Origin of the sequence: Aeromicrobium sp. Root236, from assembly GCF_001428805.1 — a bacterium.
Taxonomy (GTDB): domain Bacteria; phylum Actinomycetota; class Actinomycetes; order Propionibacteriales; family Nocardioidaceae; genus Aeromicrobium.
In genome coordinates, this window is the sequence record NZ_LMIS01000001.1 from 3211317 (window position 1) to 3229566 (window position 18250).

Sequence of the window (18250 nt, forward strand, 5' to 3'; positions counted from 1 at the left end):
CGCCATGAACCACACACCTGATCCGAGCCACCTGCCCGACCACGACTCCGTCTACGACGGGTTGCTCGGCAGCGACGACTCCCAGTGGGCGTTCGGCACCGACTTCGAGGACCCGCTCGCCGGCGTCGACACGACGGTGCCGGACGGCGTCGACACGCACGAGCTCGCGACGTACTGCCTGATGCTCGCCGACGACGCGCTCGTGATGTCGCACCGGTTGTCGCAGTGGTGCAGCAACGCGCCCGACCTCGAGGAGGACATCGCCCTGGCCAACATCGCGCTGGACCTGCTGGGTCAGGCGCGACTGTTGCTGGCCCGGGCCGCCGCGGCGGATCCGTCGGTCGTGCCGGCGCTGCCCGAAAGGTCCCCGGTCCCACCCGAGGACGCGCTGGCGTTCTTCCGCGGCGATCGCGAGTTCCGCAACGTACGCCTGGTGGAGACCGACAACGGCGACTTCGCGGTGACGATCGCGCGGCTGCTGCTGTTCTCGACCTGGCGGCTCGCGCTGCTGCAACGACTCGCCGCGAGCCGGGACCGCGTGCTGTCGGCGGTCGCGGTCAAGGGGGTCAAGGAGATGACCTATCACCGCGACTACGCCGGCCGCTGGTTCCTCACGCTCGCGCGGGGCACCGAGGAGTCGCGCCGCCGGCTGCTCGCCGGCCTCGAGGCGACCTGGCCCCTGCGCGCTGAGCTCTTCACGCCCCATCCCGTCGAGCTGGCCGTCGCGGAGTCGGGCGTCGGGGTCGATCCGTCGACCGTGGCCGACGAGGTCGACGTATTGCTGGAGCAGGTGTTCTCGATGAGCGGCGTCGACCGCCCGTCGGTGGCGCCACTCGCAGGCGTACGCGGGGAGACCGGCCGCGACGGGCTGCACACCGAGGCGTTCAGCCGTCTGCTCGCTGAGATGCAGGTCGTGGCGCGGGCTCATCCGATGGGTAGCTGGTGATGGTCGCCGCTCGCGAGATCGCCGCGTCCGTGACGGACCCGGAGATGCCGATGCTGACCCTCGAGGACCTGGGCGTGCTGCGCGACGTCGAGGTCGACGACGAACGCGTCGTCGTCACGATCACGCCGACCTACTCCGGGTGCCCGGCCATGGCCACGATGCGTGATGACCTGGTGCACCGCCTGCGCGACGAGGGCTTCGACGACGTCGAGGTGCGGGTCAGCCTGCACCCGGCCTGGTCCAGCGACTGGATCACGCCACGCGGGCGGGCCGCACTGACCGAGCACGGCCTCTCGGCACCCGGGCCGGCACCGTCGCACGACGGCCAGGTCGTCCTGTCCCTGCTGCCCACCCGCCGTACGCTCGCCTGCCCGCGCTGCGGCTCGTCCGACGTCGAGCTCACGTCCGAGTTCGGGCCCACGGCGTGCAAGGCGCTCTACCGCTGCACGGCCTGCCTCGAGCCGTTCGAGCACGTCAAGGAGATCTGACATGACCGTCATGACCCCGCCGGTCTCGGCCGCCCGCGCCGCGTTCCACACCCTCACGGTGGCGTCGGTGGAGCGGCTGACCGAGGACTCGGCCGCGATCACGTTCGACGTGCCCGATGAGCTGCGCGAGGAGTACGCCTTCGAGGCGGGCCAGTCACTGACGATCCGCCGGATCATCGACGGACAGGACCACCGGCGTACGTACTCGATCTGCGCCGCGGTCGGCGAACGGCCGCGTGTGGGCGTGCGGGAGATCCCCGATGGCGTGTTCTCGCGCTGGCTCGTGCACGACGTGCGCCCGGGCGACCGCGTCGAGGTGCAGACGCCGACCGGCAGCTTCCGCGCCGATCCCGAGGCCGGCGGCCGGCACCTTTGCATCGCCGCGGGCTCCGGAGTGACCCCGATGATCTCGATCGTGTCGTCCCTGTTGCGCGACTCGGACGCCCAGGTGACGATGCTCTACGGCAACCGCACGAGTCGATCGGTGATGTTCGCCGAGGAGCTCGCCGACCTCAAGAACCGCTACGGCCCGCGCTTCGACCTCATCCACGTGCTGTCGCGTGAGCCTCGGGACGTCGAGCTGTTCTCCGGCCGGCTCGAGGCCGATCGCCTCCGCCGGTTGCTGACGGCCCTGGTGCCGGTCGGCGCCGTGGACCACGCCTGGCTGTGCGGTCCCTTCGGCCTGATCGGCGACGCCCGCGAGGTCCTCGACGAGCTCGGCGTCGAGCCGGGCAAGGTGCACTTCGAGCTGTTCTACGTCGACGAGCCGCCACCGGAGCTGCACCGCGCCGACGCGGTCGTGTCCGGCGTGACGAGCGACGTGACGATCGTGCTGGACGGGCGTACGACCACCGCGGCGATGTCGCGGGACCAGAGCGTGCTCGACGGCGCCGCGGCGACCCGCAACGACCTGCCGTTCGCCTGCAAGGGTGGCGTGTGCGGCACGTGCCGGGCCAGGGTCGTCGACGGCGAGGTCGAGATGCGGCGCAACTATGCGCTCGAGGACACCGAGGTCGCGGCCGGGTTCGTCCTGACGTGCCAGAGCCATCCCGTCACCGAGACCGTCACGGTCGACTTCGATGCCTGAGGCCTCGCCCCGGCATTCGGTTTGACCTGGAGCGCGCTCCAGCTCCTAGGCTCCAGAACATGACTGAGCAGACGGAACGGCAGCAGCGGTTCGAGCAGGGCAAGGCGGTGCTGGACGCCGTCGACGGCGCGGCCGGCGCCAACGTGATCGAGTCGCTGGGGGACATCTCGCCAGAGCTGGCCCACCAGGTCGTCGCATGGGGGTTCGGCGAGATCTACGCGCGGCCCGGGCTCGAGCCGCGAGACCGGCAGCTCGTGACCCTCGGGATGCTGACCGCCCTCGGCGGTTGCGAGCCGCAGCTCGAGGTCCACGTCAACGCGGCACTCAACGTCGGGCTCACCCCGCAGCAGATCGTCGAGGCGTTCCTCCACTCAGCGGTCTACTGCGGTTTCCCGCGCGCCCTCAACGCCACGTTCACCGCGAAGAAGGTCTTCGACGAGCGCGGGCTGCTGCCGCTCGCCTGACCGGTCCCGGCTAGCCCTCGTGCAGCGAGAGACCGTCGAACGCCAGCGTGGCGATCGACGCGGCGAGCACGTCGGGGTCGACCGGACCACCCGGGCGGTACCACTCGACGAGTGAGTTGACCATGCCGAACAGCAGCCGGCTGATGAGGTCGGGCGGGATGTCGGCGCGCAGGGCGCCCTCGTCGACCGCGGCCTGCACCAGCGTCGCAAGGCGCTCGTCGATGCGGCGGCGACGCTTGAGGGCGGCGAGCTCGACCTCGCTGTTGCCGTGCACGCGCAGCAGCAGCGTCACGGCCGGCAGGTGCTCGACGAGGATCTCGACCGACTCCTGCACGACGGTGCGCAGCCGCTCGTACGCGCTGGTGCCCGGTGCCGCAGCCGCGGCGGAGTCGACAGCAGCCGACAGCCCGTTGAGGGCTTCGTCGAGGGCAGCGGCGAGGAGGTGCTCCTTGCTCGGCACGTGGTGATAGATCGCCGACTTGGTCAGCCCCAGCTCCTTGGCGAGGTCGCCCATGCTGGTGCCGTCGTAGCCCTGCCGGTTGAACAGCTCGATCGCACGACGCAGCACGGTCTGCTGGTCGTAGCCGGGCCGCCCGCGTCGGGGTGCCGCCGCCTCGGTCATGGCTCAAGCGTCTCACGCAGACGCGGCCGCCTAGGCGAACGCCGACAGTCCGGTGAGCTCGCGGCCGATCGTCAGCTGGTGGATCTCGGCGGTGCCCTCGTACGTCAGCACCGACTCGAGGTTGTTGGCGTGGCGCATGACGGCGTACTCGCCCGAGATGCCGTTGGCGCCGAGGATCGTCCGCGCCGTGCGGGCGATCTCGAGGGCGACGCGGGTGTTGTTGAGCTTGCCGGCGCTGACCTGCGCGGGCTTGAGGACCCCCGCCTCCTTGAGGCGGCCGAGGTGGACGCTCAGCAGCAACGCCGTGCCGTGCGCGACGCTCATGTCGGCGAGCTTGCCCTGGGTCAGCTGGAACGCGCCGATCGGCTTGTCGAACTGCGTGCGGGTCGTGGCGTACTCGATCGCCGTCTCGAGGCACGAGCGCGCCGCGCCGGTGGTCCCGAACACGATGCCGAAGCGGGCCTCGTTGAGCGCGCCGAGCGGGCCGCGCAGGCCCTCGGCGCCAGGCAGCAGAGCCGATGCCGGCAGGCGCATGTCCTCGAACGTGAGCTCGCTGGTGACCGATGCGCGCATCGACATCTTGTGCTTGATGGCGCGGCCGGAGAAGCCAGGCGTGTCCGTCGGCACGACGAAGCCGCGGATGCCGTTGTCGGTCTGCGCCCACACGACCACGACGTCGGCGACGCTGCCGTTCGTGATCCACATCTTGGAGCCGTTGAGCACCCAATCTGCCGCTTGTCCTGAGCCTGTCGAAGGGTCGCGCTTGGCGCGGGTACGCATGCCGTTGGGGTTGGAGCCGTGGTCGGGCTCGGTCAGGCCGAACGCCCCGACGTAGTCGCCGGCGGCCATGCCGGGGAGCCACTGCTGCTTCTGCTCCTCGGAGCCGTAGGCGTGGATCGAGTACATCGCCAGCGAGCCCTGCACCGAGAACAGCGAGCGCAGGCCGCTGTCGATCGCCTCGAGCTCGATGCTCGCCAGCCCGTACGCCGTGGGGCCCACGCCCGCGCAGCCGTAGCCCTCGAGGTGCATGCCCAGCAGTCCGGCGCCGCCCATCTGCTTGGCGATGTCGCGCGCCGGCAGCTCGCCGCTCTCGGCCCACTCGGCGACGTGCGGGGCGAGCTTGTCCTGGGCGAAGCGACGCGCGGTGTCGCGGATGGCCCGCTCCTCGTCGGTCAGCAGGTGGTCGACGTCGAGCAGGTCATGACGGGTGTCCATGGATCCACCTTCTCAGAGCAGGGTGTCGGTCGTTCACGGGCCACGGGCGGGTGACTAGGAGTCGAGCTTGCGGCCGGCCCACGACCACGCGTAGGCGTCGTCCTCGGCAGCCAGGCCACCCTCGCCGAGCTCGAGAGGACGGAAGGTGTCGACCATGACCGCGAGCTCGTCGAACGCCTCGACGCCGAGGCTCGCCTCGATGGCACTCGGCTGCGGGCCGTGGGCGTAGCCACCGGGGTGGAGCGAGATCGAGCCCTTGTCGATGCCCGACCCCTTGCGGGCCTCGTAGTCGCCGTCGACGTAGAACATGACCTCGTCGGAGTCGACGTTGGAGTGGAAGTAGGGCACCGGGATCGCCAGCGGGTGGTAGTCGACCTTGCGCGGCACGAAGTTGCAGATCACGAAGTTCTGGCCCTCGAAGACCTGGTGCACCGGCGGCGGCTGGTGCACGCGACCGGTGATGGGCTCGTAGTCGGAGACGTTGAACGTGTAGGGGTAGAGGCAGCCGTCCCAGCCGACGACGTCGAACGGGTGGGTGTCGTACGTCATCCGGCTGCCGACGATGCCGTTGGCGCCCGAGCCGCGGTGCTTGACCAGGACCCCGACGTCAGTGCCCTCGACGAGCAGTGGCGCCTCGGGGCCGTGCAGGTCGCGCTCGCAGTAGGGCGCGTGCTCCAGCAGCTGGCCGTAGCGCGACAGGTAGCGCTTGGGCGGTGCCACGTGGCTGTTGGACTCGATCGCGTACGCCTTCACCCCGCCCGTCGAGCCTGCCGAAGCGTCCGGGACCCAGCGGTGTGTCGTGGCGCGGGGGATGATGACGTAGTCGCCGGTGCGGAACGTGAGCGCGCCGAAGACCGTCTCGACCGTGCCGGAGCCGGCCTCGATGAAGACGCACTCGTCGCCGATCGCGTTGCGGTAGAGCGGCGAGGGCGCGCTGCCCACGACGTACGCGATGCGGACGTCGCCGTTGCCGAGCACGAGGCGCCGGCCGGTCACCAGGTCAGTGGCCGCAGGGTCGGTGTCGGCGAACAGCGCCGGCAGCCGCAGGTGGCGGGGCTTGAGCGGGTGGTTGGCGGTCGTGGCGTGGTCAGGGAGGTCCCAGACCTCCGACGCGACGATCCCCGAGGGGACGCCGAGGTGGTAGAGCAGCGACGAGTCGCTCGAGAACCCCTCCTCGCCCATGAGCTCCTCGCGGTGGAGGGCACCCTCGGGCGTACGGAACTGCGTGTGGCGCTTGGGCGGGATCTGCCCGACGCTGCGGTAGTGGGCCACGAAGTCTCCTGTGTCCGGATAACGGATGAATATGTCCGATAAAAACACCATGCGATACCGTGGGAAGCGTGTCAACCCTGCTCGATCGCCTGGTCGACGACGCCGCGATCTTCCCGCCCGGCAACGCGCCGCTCGACGTCGCCGTCCGCGAGCACGCCGGCCATCGCTCGAGTGCGTACGCCGCGATGGTCGGGCCGTTGCTGGTGCGCGACGTGGACGTCGCGCACGTTCCGGGACTGGCCCATGAGGCGCTGGAGATCGGGGTCGTCGCGACCACGGGCCCTCGTGGGCTGGAGCAGTCGGCGGCGACGCTGCACGACTTCCCGCACGTCCACCTGGTCGCGTACGAGATCGCACTCGGCGACCTGTCGGCACGGGACCTGGTGAGCGCCCTGCGCGGATCGAACGGTGTCACGGTGTCGGTCGAGCTGCCGCGACCGGGCGCCTATGTGTCCGACGACTGGCTCGCCGTCGCCGACGAGGTCGCCGCGGCCGGCTTCCAGGTGAAGTTCCGGACGGGTGGCGTCGAGGCGTCCGCCTACCCCGACGAGAAGGAGCTCGCGATGGTGCTCGCTGCCCTGGTGCCGCGACGGTTCAAGCTGACCGCCGGACTGCATCGTGCCGTCCGCAACACCCAGGCCGGGACCGGCTTCGAGCAGCACGGGTTCCTCAACGTCATGGTGGCGGTGCACCGGCTGCTCGCCGGGTCGACCGCTGACGAGGCCGCTGCCGTCCTCGCAAGTCGCGATGGCGGAGTGCTCGCGGCCGAGGTGGCATCGTGGCGTGATGATGACCGGGTCGCGGTGCGGCGTACGTTCCGCGGCTTCGGTTGCTGCGGCGTGACCGAGCCGTACGAGGATCTCGTGGGACTGGGGCTGGCATGACGGGTTTCGGGCTGGACCATCTGCCGTACGGTGTGGCGTCCCACCAGGGTCGTGACCTCGTGGTCGTACGCCTCGGCGACGACGTCGTCGATCTTGCTGCGCTGGCTGCCGCGTCGCCTCCGGGCTTCGACGCATCGGTCCTGGCCGGATCGTCGCTTGCTCCGCTGATGGCTGCGGGCCCTGAGGTGTGGGCGGTCGTACGTTCGTGGCTGCAGGACACCCTCCCTGACGCGCCGGCCAGCCACATTCCGTTGGCCGAGGTCGAGATGCGGATGCCGTTCGCGGTGGCGGACTACGTGGACTTCTACGCCTCGCTCAACCATGCCTCCAACGTCGGCAAGATCTTCCGCCCCGACGCCGAGCCGTTGCTGCCCAACTGGCGGCACCTGCCGGTCGGCTACCACGGTCGCGCCGGCACGGTCGTCCCGTCGGGCACCCCGATCGTCCGGCCCAGAGGTCAGCGGCGTCCCGGCCCGGACGGGCGTCCCGGGTTCGGTCCGTCGCAGGCTCTCGACATCGAGGCCGAGCTGGGCTTCGTCGTCGGCGCCCCGAGCGCGATGGGGCAGCCGGTGCCGACGGGCGCCTTCGCCGACCACGTCTTCGGTGTCACGCTGCTCAACGACTGGTCGGCCCGCGACATCCAGGCGTGGGAGTACGTCCCTTTGGGACCGTTCCTCGGCAAGTCGTTCGCCACCTCGATCTCGCCGTGGATCACGCCTCTCGCGGCGCTCGACGATGCACGGGCGCCGCTGCCCGGCCAGGATCCCGAGCCGTTGGACTACCTCCAGGTCGCCGAGCCGGCCGGGCTGGCGATCGAACTCGAGGTCGTGGTCAACGACACCGTCGTGTCGCGGCCGCCGTACGCGTCGATGTACTGGTCGCCCGCCCAGATGCTGGCCCACATGACGGTCAACGGCGCGTCGCTGCGCACCGGCGACCTGTATGGCTCCGGCACGATCTCAGGGGTCGAGCGCGACCAGCGCGGCTCGCTGCTGGAGCTGTCGTGGGGCGGCAGCGAACCGTTCACCCTCGACGACGGCACCACGCGGACGTACCTCCTAGACGGTGACACCGTCATCCTCCGCGCCACCGCCGGCTCGATCACTCTGGGCGAGGTCGAAGGCACGATCACCGCCTGAGGTCCTAGGCCAGTGCGTCGGCGACGGCGTGGGCCGCCGCCAGCACCAGCGGCTCGACCGTCGCGGCGTCGATGTCGTGAAGGCTGACGATGCCGACCGACGCCTCGAGCCCGGGCACGCCCCGCACCGGGGCAGCGAGGCCGGCGGCACCGGGCTGGAGCTCGCCGGACGTGCTGGCGACGCCGTCAGCGTCAGCACGGCCCAGCAGGATCGCCTTGCCCGCCGCGCCCGTGTCGAGCCGGTGACGCGCACCGACCCGATAGGCCACGTGCATGTCGCTGCGGCTCGGCTCGACGACGACGAGCGCCACCGCGTCGTCACCGTCGGCGATCGTCAGGTGCGCCGTGGCTCCGCTGGCATCGGCGAGCCGCGTCAGCGCCGGCGTCGCGCGCGACTTGAGCTCGGGCAGGTACGCGTTGCGGAACGCCATCATGCCGAACCCGGCGCCGATGCGGCCCTGGTCGTCGCGGTGCAGGAGGTCGTGCTCCTCGAGCGTCACGATGAGCCGGTACGCCACGGTGCGGCTGATGCCCAGCGACTCGGCGATCTCGTTGATCGTGAACCGCGAGTCCGACCCGGCGACGAGGGCCAGGATGCGCAGCCCACGGTCGAGCGTCTGCGCGGTCTCGGCGGCCATCGGTCCTCCTCGGTCGGTCGTTGAAGTCTGGCAGGCGTCAGAGCATGGCGCCGGGATTGAGGATGCCGGCCGGATCGAGGGCGGCCTTGACCCGGCGGTTGAGGTCCATGACCTCGGGGCCGAGGTAGGCCGGCAGCCAGCCCTTCTTGAGCCGGCCGACGCCGTGCTCGCCCGTGATCGTGCCGCCCAGGCCGATCGCGAGGTCCATGATCTGCCCGTACGCCGCCTTGGCCCGCACGGTCTCGTCAGGATCCGACGCGTCGAACACGATCAAGGGGTGCGTGTTGCCGTCGCCGGCGTGGGCGATGACCGCGACCGTGATGACGTGCTCGGCGGCGATCGCCTCGATGCCGCGGACGAGTGCACCGAGCTGCGGCACGGGCACTCCGACGTCCTCGAGCAGCAGCGAGCCCTTCTGCTCCAGCGAGGGGATGACCATGCGGCGGGCCACGACGAACGCCTCACCGGTCTCGGCGTCGTCGGTCGAGAACGCCTCGGTGCTGTGGTTGGCCTGGCAGAGGGCCGTGACCTCCGCGATCTCGGCGACACCGTGGGCCGCCGGCTCGTCCGACTGCACCACGAGCATCGCCTCGGCGCTGCGGTCGAGACCCATCTTGGTGACGTCCTCGACGGCGTTGATCGAGGTGCGATCCATGAGCTCGAGCATTGCCGGTCGCATCGTGCGGGTGATGTCGAGGACGGTCTGGGTCGCGTCGTCGAGCGAGCCGAACGTGGCGACCAGCGTGCAGGGCGGCCGCTGCGCCGGGACGAGCCGCAGCACGACCCGCGTGATGATCCCGAGCGTTCCTTCGCTGCCGACGAACAGCTTGGTCAGCGACAACCCCGCAGCGTCCTTGAGCCGCGGGCCGCCGAGCTCGACCACGGTGCCGTCGGCGAGGACCACGGTCATGCCGAGGACGTAGTCGCTCGTCACGCCGTACTTGACGCAGCACAGCCCGCCGGCATTGGTCGCCACGTTGCCGCCGATCGAGCAGATCTCGTACGACGAGGGGTCCGGGGGATACCAGAGACCGTGCGCGGCGGCCGCCGCCTTGACCTCGGCGTTGAGGGCGCCGGGCTCGACGACGGCGATGCGGGTCGCCGGGTCGATCTCGACGGCTCGCATCCGCTCGAGCGACACGACGAGACACCCGGCGAGCGCCGACGCGCCGCCCGACAGCCCGGTCCCGGCGCCACGGGGCACGACGGCGAGCCGGTGCGCGGCGGCAAAGCGTACGGCCGCCTGCACGTCCGCCGTCGACGTCGCGCGTATGACTGCGAGCGGGACACCGGACCCGGGGTCGTTGGCCCGGTCCCACCGGTAGCCGGCCATCGAGTCCGGGTCGACCAGCAGCGCCCCGTCGGGCAGCCCGGCGGCGAGCTCGTCGAGGTCGGGCGTCACCGGCGGGTCAGTCCTCGGCGAGGGTCTCGGCGGACTCGGAGTCCTCCTTGGGCGCCAGCACCGAGACCGAGTCGTCGATCCGCTCGTTGAGGTAGCGCAGCACCTCGGCGACCGTCGCGACGACCGGCACCGCGAGGAACGCCCCGGTGATGCCGAACAGCGTGCTGCCGGCGGTCACCGAGAGCAGGACGACGGCGGGGTGGAGGTTCATGTTCTTGCCCTGCAGCCACGGCGACAGGACGTTGCCCTCGAGCTGCTGGACGAAGACCACGATGCCGAGGGCGAACAGCGCGTCGCTCGTGCCGTTGGTGACGAGCGTGACGAGCACGGCCAGCGCACCGCTGACGAAGGCACCGATGATCGGGATGTACGCACCGAAGAACGTGACGACGCCGAGGGGCACGGCCAGCGGCGAGCCGAGGATCGCCAGACCGCCGCCGATGATGACGGCGTCGATCAGCGCGACGAGGGTCTGGGTGCGGATGAAGCCGCCGAGCGTGTTCCACGCCCGCTGCAGGACCTCGACGAGGTGCACGCCTGCACGCTGACCTCCGAGCGTCCGGACCCAGGGAAGGAACTTGTGCCCGTCCTTGACGAAGAAGAACGTCAGCATCAGGACCAGGACGAGGTTGACGATGACGGACGTCGCGGTGCCGATCGTCGAGAAGACGCCGGAGCTGATGGCGCTGGCGCTCTCGGTGAGCTTGCCTTGCACCGCCTCGATGGCGCGGGTGATCTGGCCGTCGGACAGGTTGAGCGGCTCGCCGGTGACCCAGTCGCGGACCTTCTGGAGGCCGTCGGACGCTCCGGCGGCGACCTCGCTGGCCTGGCCGGCGACCTGCGGGGTGAGGACGGCGATCACGCCGACGACGGCGCCGATGAATCCCAGCACGATCGTGATGGCGGCGAGGGCGTCGGGCCAGCCCTTGGAGCGGAGCCACGCCGCCGGCGGGCCGAGCACCGTCGTCACGATGAGGGCGAGCGAGACGGGATAGATGACCATCCACACGGTCCCGAGGATGTGACCCACGACCCAGGCCGCCAGGGCGATGACGATGAGCCGCAGGCCCCAGCGCTGCAGGACGTCGAGCCCCTCGTCGATCACGACACCGCGGTCACGGATCTTCTTGTTCTTGGCCACCTGCTCAGCCTAGGGCCATGCGGGTCCCGGGCACGTCCTAGCCGGCGCCGCCTGCGCGGAAGTCGACCCACGCGTCGTTCATGCGCTCGACCTGGCCGGGCGTGAACATGTACATGCACGAGTCCTGGCTGTAGTCCATGAAGTTGTGGATCGGGTCCTTGCCTGGCGCGGTGCAGGTGTCGGCGCCGTTGGGGCAGTCGAACTGCGGGATCGCCTCACGCGGGGTGTCCGCCACGAAGTCGCCGGAGGCCGAGCAGCCGCTCTTGAACGTGTGCTCGAGCATCAGCCAGTGGCCGACCTCGTGGGTGAGCGTGTCGCCGAGGGCGTACTTGCCGGCCGTGCCGCCCGGCATCGACTCGTCGAGCATCACGACGCCGTCGATGAAGTCCCGCCCGTTGTTGTAGCCCTTGGGGAAGTAGGCCCAGCCGAGCAGCCCGTCGCCGATGTTGGCGGTGTAGACGTTGAGGGTGGTCGAGTCGCCCTCGTACAGCGCCTTCTTCATGTCGCGCTCGTTCTTGCCGGGCACGACGGTGTACCACGCGGGGTTCGTCGTCCAGGTGATCTTGGCGAGCGAGAAACGGAAGGGTGAGTTCGCCGCGCCGGTCCCGGTCTTGCCGGCGTACGAGTCGTTGAGGACCTTGGTCTGCGCGTTGATCATGGTCGTCCAGCGCGTCTTCTCCGGACCCGACAGCGTGTGGTCGGAGACGACGTGGAAGATCGTCGGGATGTGCACGCTGCCGTTCGGCAGGCGCGGGGCGTCCTTGATGACGCCGTACGCATTGGCCTCGTTCTTGGAGTAGAGCTCCGGCTCCTTGGCCTTGCTGCCCTTGGCCACACGTGCGGCGCTGGGTGCGCAGTCCTCGGCCCCGGGCGACGGTGCAGCGGAGACGCTCTGCGTGGCTCCGGCCGCGGTCATCATGCCACCGACCAGGACGGCCACCGGCAGCCAGCGGACCAACGAATGACGACGCATGACTTCTCCCTTGACGACGGGCAGTTTCAGTCAAGGTACGCCCTGCGGGCCCGGTCGGCGAGTGCTCGGCGCCTACAGGCGCCAGTCCACCGGCTCGGCGCCTTGGGCGACGAGGAGCTCGTTGGCCCGGCTGAACGGCTTGGAGCCGAAGAACCCCCGCGACGCCGACAGCGGGCTCGGGTGCACCGACTCGATGCGCGGCACGTCGCCCAGCATCGGCGCGAGCCCCTGCGCGTCACGACCCCAGAGGATCGCCACGAGCGGGGTGCCGCGCGCGACGAGGGCACGGATCGCCTGCTCGGTGACGGCCTCCCAGCCCTTGCCCCGGTGGCTCGCCGGTGTGCCGGGTCGCACCGTCAGCACTCGGTTGAGCAGCAGCACGCCCTGCCGGGCCCACGGTGTGAGGTCTCCCGACGCCGACCGCGGGATGCCGAGGTCGGTCTCGAGCTCGGTGAAGATGTTGACGAGGCTGCGGGGGAGCGGGCGTACGTCGGGCGCCACCGAGAACGACAGCCCGACAGGATGGCCCGGCGTGGGATAGGGGTCCTGACCGGTGATGAGCACGCGTACGCCCGACATCGGCTCCGCGAACGCCCGCAGGATGTGGTCGCCGGCCGGGAGGTAGGGCCGCCCCGCCGCGATCTCCTCGCGGAGGAACCGGCCCATGGCATGGATCTGCTCCTCGACCGGTGCCAGGGCCTCGGCCCAGTCCGGAGCCATGATCTCGCTCAGGGGTTTCACGACTGCTCCTTGCGCAGCGCCGACGGGGCGAGCAGGCCGGCGAGGAGGCACCCGACGATCGGCACCGCGAACGCCGTCGTCAGGGACACCCAGTTGGTGAGGATGCCGATGATCGCGGGGCCGGCGAGCAGGCCGAGGTAGCCCGTCCCGGTGACCCGGGCGAGGTAGGTGCCGGAGGCGGCCGGGTCGATGTTGCCGGCGGCACTGAAGAACTGCGGCACGCAACCGGCGAGCCCGACGCCGAAGACCGCCCAGGCGACGATCGCGACGGCGGGGTTGGGCGCGAGCGCCGCCCCGAGCAGGCCGGCGGCACCGACGAGCGCGGCCCGTTGGACGTACGCGGCGGCGCCGATGCGCGCGACGACCCGGTCGGCCACGAGGCGCACGAGCGTCATGGTGATCGAGAACGCGCCGAACGCCCAGGCCGCGACCGTCTTGCTCGCGTCGAGGGAGTCGTGCAGGTGCACCGTGCTCCAGTCGTACGCGACGCCCTCGGAGAGCAGCAGCATGAACGCGAGCAGCGACAGCACCACGACGCGAGGCGTCCACGGCGCGTGGGCGCGCGGGGCACCGGACTCGCGGATCGTGCCTGGCGACGGCGGCAGCAGCGAGGGCCTCACCGCGAGGGTGAGGACGAAGCCGAGCAGGCCGGCAGCCGCCAAGGTCAGCCGCACGTCGACGTCGAGGGCGATCAGCCCGCCGCCGATGATCGAGGCGAGCAACCCGCCCAGCGAGAAGAACGCGTGGAACGCGCTGATGATCGGCCGGCCGTACGCGCGCTCGACCTCGACGGCCTGGGCGTTCTGCGACACGTCGATGACGCCGTTGAAGGCGCCGAGGAGGCCGAGGGCCACCGCCAGCGCCGGCACGTTCGTCGCGAGGCCGGGCCCGACGAGGCAGACGCTCAGGGCGAGCCCGGCGATGACCACGACGACGCGGCTGCCGAAGCGGTCGATCAGCCGGCCGCCGACCTGCATGCCGAGCAGCGCGCTGCCGCCGAGGAGGAGCAGCAGGTAGCCGAGCACGACCGTGCTGGCCCCGGTGCGGTCACGGATCTCCGGGATGTTGACGACCCACATGCCGAGGAGGAACCCGTTCAACGCGAAGATCGCGAAGGTGGACCTTCGCGCGGCGGATGGCGGCATGCTCCGACCCTATCGAGGCGCCTGGTGCCCTACAGTTGTCAGGCTGTGTCAGCAATCGCCGCCTACCGCGCACTCCTGCGGATCGTCGGGCCCGCCTACATCCTCGTAGCCTTCCTCGGGCGGATTCCGCTTGCCATGAGCCAGCTCGGCGTGCTGGTCCTGGTCAGCTCCAAGCTCGACAGCTACGGCGCGGGCGGTGCCGCGGCGGGCATCCTCGCGGTCTCAAACGCGATCGGCTCGCCGCTCGCCGGCGCCCTCGCCGACCGCATCGGCCAGCGCCCGGTCGTGCTCGTGCAGTCGCTGGTCGGCGCCGCGGGCCTGGCGTCGGTGGTGCTCGTGACCGACCCCGACGCGTCCCGCGCACTGATCTTCGCGGTAGCGGGTATCACCGGTTTCGCGATGCCGCAGGTCGGGCCGCTCGCCCGCGTACGGTGGCGGCCCATCACGCGCGACGAGGGTGACCAGCGCCGGCTCGTGGACGCGGCGTTCTCCTACGAGGGGGCGGCCGACGAGGCGTCGTTCGTGCTCGGCCCGGCGATGATCGGCATCCTCGCGATCCTCGCTGAGCCGGCCGGCGCGCTGCTGGCTGCGGCGGCGATCCTGGCGGTCTTCGGCTCATGGTTCGCGATCCACTGGACCTCCGAGCTCGTGTCGAAGCGCTCGACGACCGGTGGCGTCGGCTCCGAACCGCTCTGGTCCGTGGCGTTCGCGGTGCTCGTGGTCGCCCAGCTGTGCATCGGCGCGATCTTCGGCAGCGTGCAGACCGGCACCGCGGTGCTGGCCCGCGCCGACGGTCACGCCGGGAGTGCCGGGCTGATCCATGCGGTGCTCGGCATCGGCAGCGTGACGGCAGGGCTGGCGATCACCGCGCTGCCTGAGCGGATCCTCTACGCCACGCGCATGCTCGTCGCGGCGGTCGGACTGCTCCTGTTGTCGGCGCCGTTGCTGCTCGTGGACTCGATCGGCTCACTGGTCCTCGTCATCGCGCTGCTGGGCTTCGCCGTGGCGCCCTACATGATCAGCAACTTTGCCCTTGCCGGGATCCTCGTGCCCGTGCACCGGGTGGGGACCGCCATGACGCTGCTCGCCGGGGCGACCGGCATCGGGTACGCCCTGGGCGCCTCGGTCGCCGGCCGGCTCGCGGACGAGGGCGGCCACACCCCGGCGTTCGCCGTCACGGTCGGTGCGGCCGGCGTCGCGGTGCTCCTGGCGGGCGTGGCCAACAAGGCGCTGCGCGAAGCCCGCCCGTACGTCGCCTAGCTCGGTGGGTCAGAGCTGGTCGAGCGGGGTGACCTCGAGCTCGAGGGCTTCGCCGACGGCGGCGTTCACGAGGTGGCCGTCGTGCGTGCTGAGGCCGCCGGCGAGGGCGGCATCGTCGGTCACGGCCTGCTTCCAGCCCTTGTCCGCCAGCGCCACCGCGTACGGCAGCGTCACGTTGGTCAACGCGTACGTCGAGGTGTGCGGCACGGCGCCGGGCATGTTGGCGACGCAGTAGAAGATCGAGTCGTGGACCTTGAACGTCGGGTCGTCATGGGTCGTCGCGTGCGAGCTCTCGAAGCAGCCGCCCTGGTCGATCGCGATGTCGACCAGCACCGAGCCCGGACGCATCGTTGACACGAGGTCGTCGCTGATGAGCTTGGGCGCCTTGGCGCCGGGCACCAGCACGGCACCGACGACGAGGTCGGCCTGCCTCACGGCCTTCTCGATCGCGTACGCGTTGGAGGCCACGGTCGTGATGGCGCCGCCGAACTGGGCGTCGACCTGACGTAGCCGGGCGACGTTGAGGTCGAGGATCTGGACCCGGGCGCCCATGCCATGCGCGACCTGCGCGGCGTTGACGCCGGAGACCCCGGCGCCGATCACGACGACGTCGGCGGGATGGACGCCGGGCACGCCGCCGGGCAGCACGCCACGGCCGCCGCCGCTGCGCATGAGGTGGTAGAAGCCGACCTGCGGAGCGAGCTTGCCTGCGACCTCGGACATGGGGGCCAGCAACGGCAGCGAGCGATCGGGCAGCTGCACCGTCTCGTACGCGATGGAGGTCGTGCCGGCCGAGAGCAGGGCGTCGGTGCACTCCCGGCTCGCGGCGAGGTGCAGGTAGGTGAACAGCGTCTGGCCGCGGCGCATGCGGCCGTACTCCTCGGCGATCGGCTCCTTGACCTTGAGCACCAGCTCGGCGTCGGCCCACACGTCGTCGGCGCGGTCGAGGATCTTGGCGCCCGCCGCGACGTACTCGTCGTCGGTGATCGAGGAGCCGAGACCGGCGTCGTGCTCGATGACGACGTCGTGACCGTGCCGGGTCAGCTCGTGGACGCCTGCGGGCGTGATGGCGACGCGGTACTCGTGGTTCTTGACCTCGCGGGGGACACCGACCAGCATGACGTGCTCCTTCAGACGGAAAGTTGCTTCCATCGTGAATCAATTGCGGATCTATGCGCAACTGAGCGAACAACATTCTGTACGATGGGGATGTCCTGCAGATAGCACCGACTGATGGCCCTCAGGAGCACCCGTGCCGAATGATGTTCGTGAGCTCGACGACGTCGACCAGAGGATCGTCGCGGAGCTGCGCCGCCAGGGCCGACTGCCCAACAATGCGCTCGCCGAGAAGGTCGGCATCGCGGCCTCGACCTGCCTGACGAGGTTGCGCAGCCTGATGGACCGTGGGGTCATAGCGGGCTTCCACGCCGAGGTCGATCCGGCGTGGATCGGCCGGCCGATCCAGGCGATGATCGCGGTGCGGCTGCGGGGTGACGCGCGTGGCGCGATCAACGAGTTCTCCGACCGGCTGGCCGGCATGCCGGAGGTGCTCAACGTCTACTTCCTCGCCGGCGCCGACGACTTCCACGTCCACGTCGCGGCGCAGGATCCCGACGACCTGCGGGCGTTCGTCGTCGACCACCTGAGCTCGGCGCCCGAGGTGGCGCTGACCGAGACCAACCTGATCTTCGAGCACAAGAGGGGCAGACTGGCGGAATGACAGCGATCGAGGCGAGCTTCCGGACCATACCGGGCACGCAGGCGGCCGAGGGACGTACGGGTGGGCATGCCGTGGTCGTCGACCGGCCGGCCGGTGTCGCGGGTGGTGCCGGAGCCGGGATGAACGGCGGGCAGCTCCTCGCGCTCGCGATCGGCGGCTGCCTCGCCAACGACGTCCGCTACGTGGCGGCGGTCCGCAACGACACGATCGACGACGTCCAGGTCGATGTCGCGCTCGAGATCGACAACGGGGTCGTGACGTCCGCCGACGTGGTGATCCGTCTGGTCGTGCCCGAGGGCGTCGACAGCAAGGCGCTGGTGGACGAGGCGGTCGAGGCCTCGACGGTGCTGGGCGCCGTGCGCGCCGGCTTCCCGGTCACGGTGCGTTAGCGGCCAGCCGCTCCTCGAGCTTGTCGCGGGCTGCGGGCCACTCGTCGTCGGTCATCGAGAACAGCACGGTGTCGCGCCACGACCCGTCGCGCCTGATGCGGTGCTTGCGCAGCACGCCCTCGCGGACTCCGCCGATGCGGGCGACAGCGGCCTGCGAGCGTTCGTTCTTGATGTCGACGTGCCAGACGACGCGGGCGCAGTCGAGGTCGTCGAACGCGTGGCGCAGCAGGAGGAGCTTGGCCTCGGTGTTGACACCGGTGCGCCAGAACCGCCGGCCCAGCCAGGTCGAGCCGATCGCGACGGTGCGGACTGAAGGGTCGATGTCGTAGTAGGTCGTGAGGCCGGCGACCTCGCCGGAGGCCTGGTCGACCTGGACCCACGGGACCGTTCCGGGCCTGGTCAGGTAGAGCCCGACCAACGCCTCGGCCTGCTCGATCGAGGCCGGCCGGGCGAACGACTGCCAGGTGAAGACCTCGTCGTCGTCCGACGCCCCGAGGACTCCCGCGGCATGGTGCGGCTGGAGCTGCTCGAGGCGTACGTGCTTGCCGGCCAGGGTCGGTGCCGCGTAGTAGTCATCAGGGCTCACGGTCATGCGGCCAACCTATCGACCGAGGCTCTCGTCCTTTCGACAAGCTCAAGGACCGGATGCAGCTCGGCGACCACACTCTCCTTGAGCCCTGGGGGTCCCCCGAGCAACAGGGCATAGCCCCGTTGGGGGAGCGAAA

20 protein-coding genes are annotated in these 18250 nt (G+C 70.6%); 9 read left to right on the top strand and 11 right to left on the bottom strand.

What is annotated here, in order from left to right; all coding sequences use genetic code 11:
• The first annotated feature begins 4 nt into the window (after positions 1 to 4).
• Genes paaC through ASE12_RS16090 form a run of 4 tightly spaced genes read left to right on the top strand, consistent with a single transcriptional unit; the run spans position 5 to position 2985 of the window.
• Positions 5 to 946 (top strand): 1,2-phenylacetyl-CoA epoxidase subunit PaaC, encoded by a 942-nt coding sequence (gene paaC, locus ASE12_RS16075; protein WP_157413002.1) that lies wholly within the window; start codon positions 5 to 7, stop codon positions 944 to 946.
• Positions 946 to 1434, top strand: a complete 489-nt coding sequence (paaD, locus tag ASE12_RS16080) for a 1,2-phenylacetyl-CoA epoxidase subunit PaaD (protein ID WP_056402824.1) — start codon at positions 946 to 948, stop codon at positions 1432 to 1434. The genes paaC and paaD overlap by 1 nt, the downstream gene beginning before the upstream one ends.
• A 1-nt stretch (position 1435) precedes the next feature.
• Positions 1436 to 2521, top strand: a complete 1086-nt coding sequence (gene paaE, locus ASE12_RS16085) for a 1,2-phenylacetyl-CoA epoxidase subunit PaaE (protein WP_157413009.1) — start codon at positions 1436 to 1438, stop codon at positions 2519 to 2521.
• A gap of 59 nt (positions 2522 to 2580) precedes the next feature.
• A complete protein-coding gene (locus ASE12_RS16090) occupies positions 2581 to 2985 on the top strand; it encodes a carboxymuconolactone decarboxylase family protein (RefSeq protein ID WP_056402826.1) in 405 nt (134 codons plus the stop codon).
• Positions 2986 to 2995: 10 nt separating this feature from the next.
• On the opposite strand, the gene ASE12_RS16095 is transcribed toward ASE12_RS16090, so the two are convergent.
• From ASE12_RS16095 to ASE12_RS16105, 3 genes are read right to left on the bottom strand one after another with little or no spacing between them, the layout of a single operon-like run.
• The gene (locus ASE12_RS16095) at positions 2996 to 3607 is read right to left on the bottom strand and encodes a TetR/AcrR family transcriptional regulator (protein ID WP_056402828.1); all 612 of its coding nucleotides are present in this window, start codon (positions 3605 to 3607) and stop codon (positions 2996 to 2998) included.
• A 30-nt stretch (positions 3608 to 3637) separates the two neighbouring features.
• On the bottom strand, positions 3638 to 4822 hold the full coding sequence (locus ASE12_RS16100; RefSeq protein ID WP_056402831.1) for an acyl-CoA dehydrogenase family protein: 1185 nt from the start codon (positions 4820 to 4822) through the stop codon (positions 3638 to 3640).
• Between the two features lie 54 nt (positions 4823 to 4876).
• On the bottom strand, positions 4877 to 6094 hold the full coding sequence (locus ASE12_RS16105; protein ID WP_056402833.1) for a homogentisate 1,2-dioxygenase: 1218 nt from the start codon (positions 6092 to 6094) through the stop codon (positions 4877 to 4879).
• 68 nt (positions 6095 to 6162) lie between these two features.
• Here ASE12_RS16105 and ASE12_RS16110 point away from each other — a divergent pair, with 68 nt between their 5' ends.
• Together ASE12_RS16110 and fahA are read left to right on the top strand one after the other, a co-directional pair.
• Positions 6163 to 6978: a hypothetical protein gene (locus ASE12_RS16110; RefSeq protein ID WP_056402835.1), complete on the top strand. Its 816-nt coding sequence runs from the start codon at positions 6163 to 6165 to the stop codon at positions 6976 to 6978.
• Positions 6975 to 8117 carry a fumarylacetoacetase gene (gene fahA, locus ASE12_RS16115; protein WP_056402837.1) on the top strand — a complete coding sequence of 381 codons (1143 nt, stop codon included), beginning with the start codon at positions 6975 to 6977 and terminating at the stop codon, positions 8115 to 8117. The genes ASE12_RS16110 and fahA overlap by 4 nt, the downstream gene beginning before the upstream one ends.
• 4 nt (positions 8118 to 8121) lie before the next feature.
• On the opposite strand, the gene ASE12_RS16120 is transcribed toward fahA, so the two are convergent.
• The 6 genes from ASE12_RS16120 to ASE12_RS16145 all read right to left on the bottom strand — a co-directional run bounded on the left by ASE12_RS16120 (position 8122) and on the right by ASE12_RS16145 (position 14156).
• Entirely contained in the window at positions 8122 to 8754 is a 633-nt protein-coding gene (locus ASE12_RS16120) for an IclR family transcriptional regulator (protein ID WP_056402838.1), read from the bottom strand.
• 37 nt (positions 8755 to 8791) lie between these two features.
• The gene (locus ASE12_RS16125; protein WP_056402840.1) at positions 8792 to 10156 is read right to left on the bottom strand and encodes an FAD-binding oxidoreductase; all 1365 of its coding nucleotides are present in this window, start codon (positions 10154 to 10156) and stop codon (positions 8792 to 8794) included.
• Between the two features lie 7 nt (positions 10157 to 10163).
• Complete coding sequence (locus ASE12_RS16130) at positions 10164 to 11297, bottom strand: AI-2E family transporter (protein WP_056402841.1); 1134 nt, start codon at positions 11295 to 11297, stop codon at positions 10164 to 10166.
• Between the two features lie 37 nt (positions 11298 to 11334).
• Complete coding sequence (locus ASE12_RS16135) at positions 11335 to 12270, bottom strand: zinc metalloprotease (protein WP_056402844.1); 936 nt, start codon at positions 12268 to 12270, stop codon at positions 11335 to 11337.
• Positions 12271 to 12342: 72 nt separating this feature from the next.
• Complete coding sequence (locus ASE12_RS16140; protein WP_056402847.1) at positions 12343 to 13011, bottom strand: uracil-DNA glycosylase; 669 nt, start codon at positions 13009 to 13011, stop codon at positions 12343 to 12345.
• Complete coding sequence (locus ASE12_RS16145; protein WP_056402850.1) at positions 13008 to 14156, bottom strand: MFS transporter; 1149 nt, start codon at positions 14154 to 14156, stop codon at positions 13008 to 13010. Before ASE12_RS16145 ends, ASE12_RS16140 begins: the two co-directional genes overlap by 4 nt.
• Before the next feature lie 45 nt (positions 14157 to 14201).
• Between ASE12_RS16145 and ASE12_RS16150 the strand changes: the two genes are divergently transcribed.
• Entirely contained in the window at positions 14202 to 15416 is a 1215-nt protein-coding gene (locus tag ASE12_RS16150) for an MFS transporter (RefSeq protein WP_056402853.1), read from the top strand.
• Positions 15417 to 15425: 9 nt separating this feature from the next.
• Here the strand turns inward: ASE12_RS16150 and ald are convergent, their stop codons facing one another.
• Entirely contained in the window at positions 15426 to 16535 is a 1110-nt protein-coding gene (ald, locus tag ASE12_RS16155; RefSeq protein WP_056402856.1) for an alanine dehydrogenase, read from the bottom strand.
• A gap of 133 nt (positions 16536 to 16668) precedes the next feature.
• Here ald and ASE12_RS16160 point away from each other — a divergent pair, with 133 nt between their 5' ends.
• Positions 16669 to 17136, top strand: coding sequence for an Lrp/AsnC family transcriptional regulator (locus tag ASE12_RS16160; protein WP_056402859.1), 468 nt, complete (start codon positions 16669 to 16671; stop codon positions 17134 to 17136).
• Positions 17133 to 17525, top strand: a complete 393-nt coding sequence (locus tag ASE12_RS16165) for an OsmC family protein (protein WP_056402862.1) — start codon at positions 17133 to 17135, stop codon at positions 17523 to 17525. Before ASE12_RS16160 ends, ASE12_RS16165 begins: the two co-directional genes overlap by 4 nt.
• On the opposite strand, the gene ASE12_RS16170 is transcribed toward ASE12_RS16165, so the two are convergent.
• On the bottom strand, positions 17512 to 18117 hold the full coding sequence (locus tag ASE12_RS16170) for a GNAT family N-acetyltransferase (protein ID WP_056402865.1): 606 nt from the start codon (positions 18115 to 18117) through the stop codon (positions 17512 to 17514). The genes ASE12_RS16165 and ASE12_RS16170 overlap by 14 nt on opposite strands.
• Between the last annotated feature and the right edge of the window lie 133 nt (positions 18118 to 18250).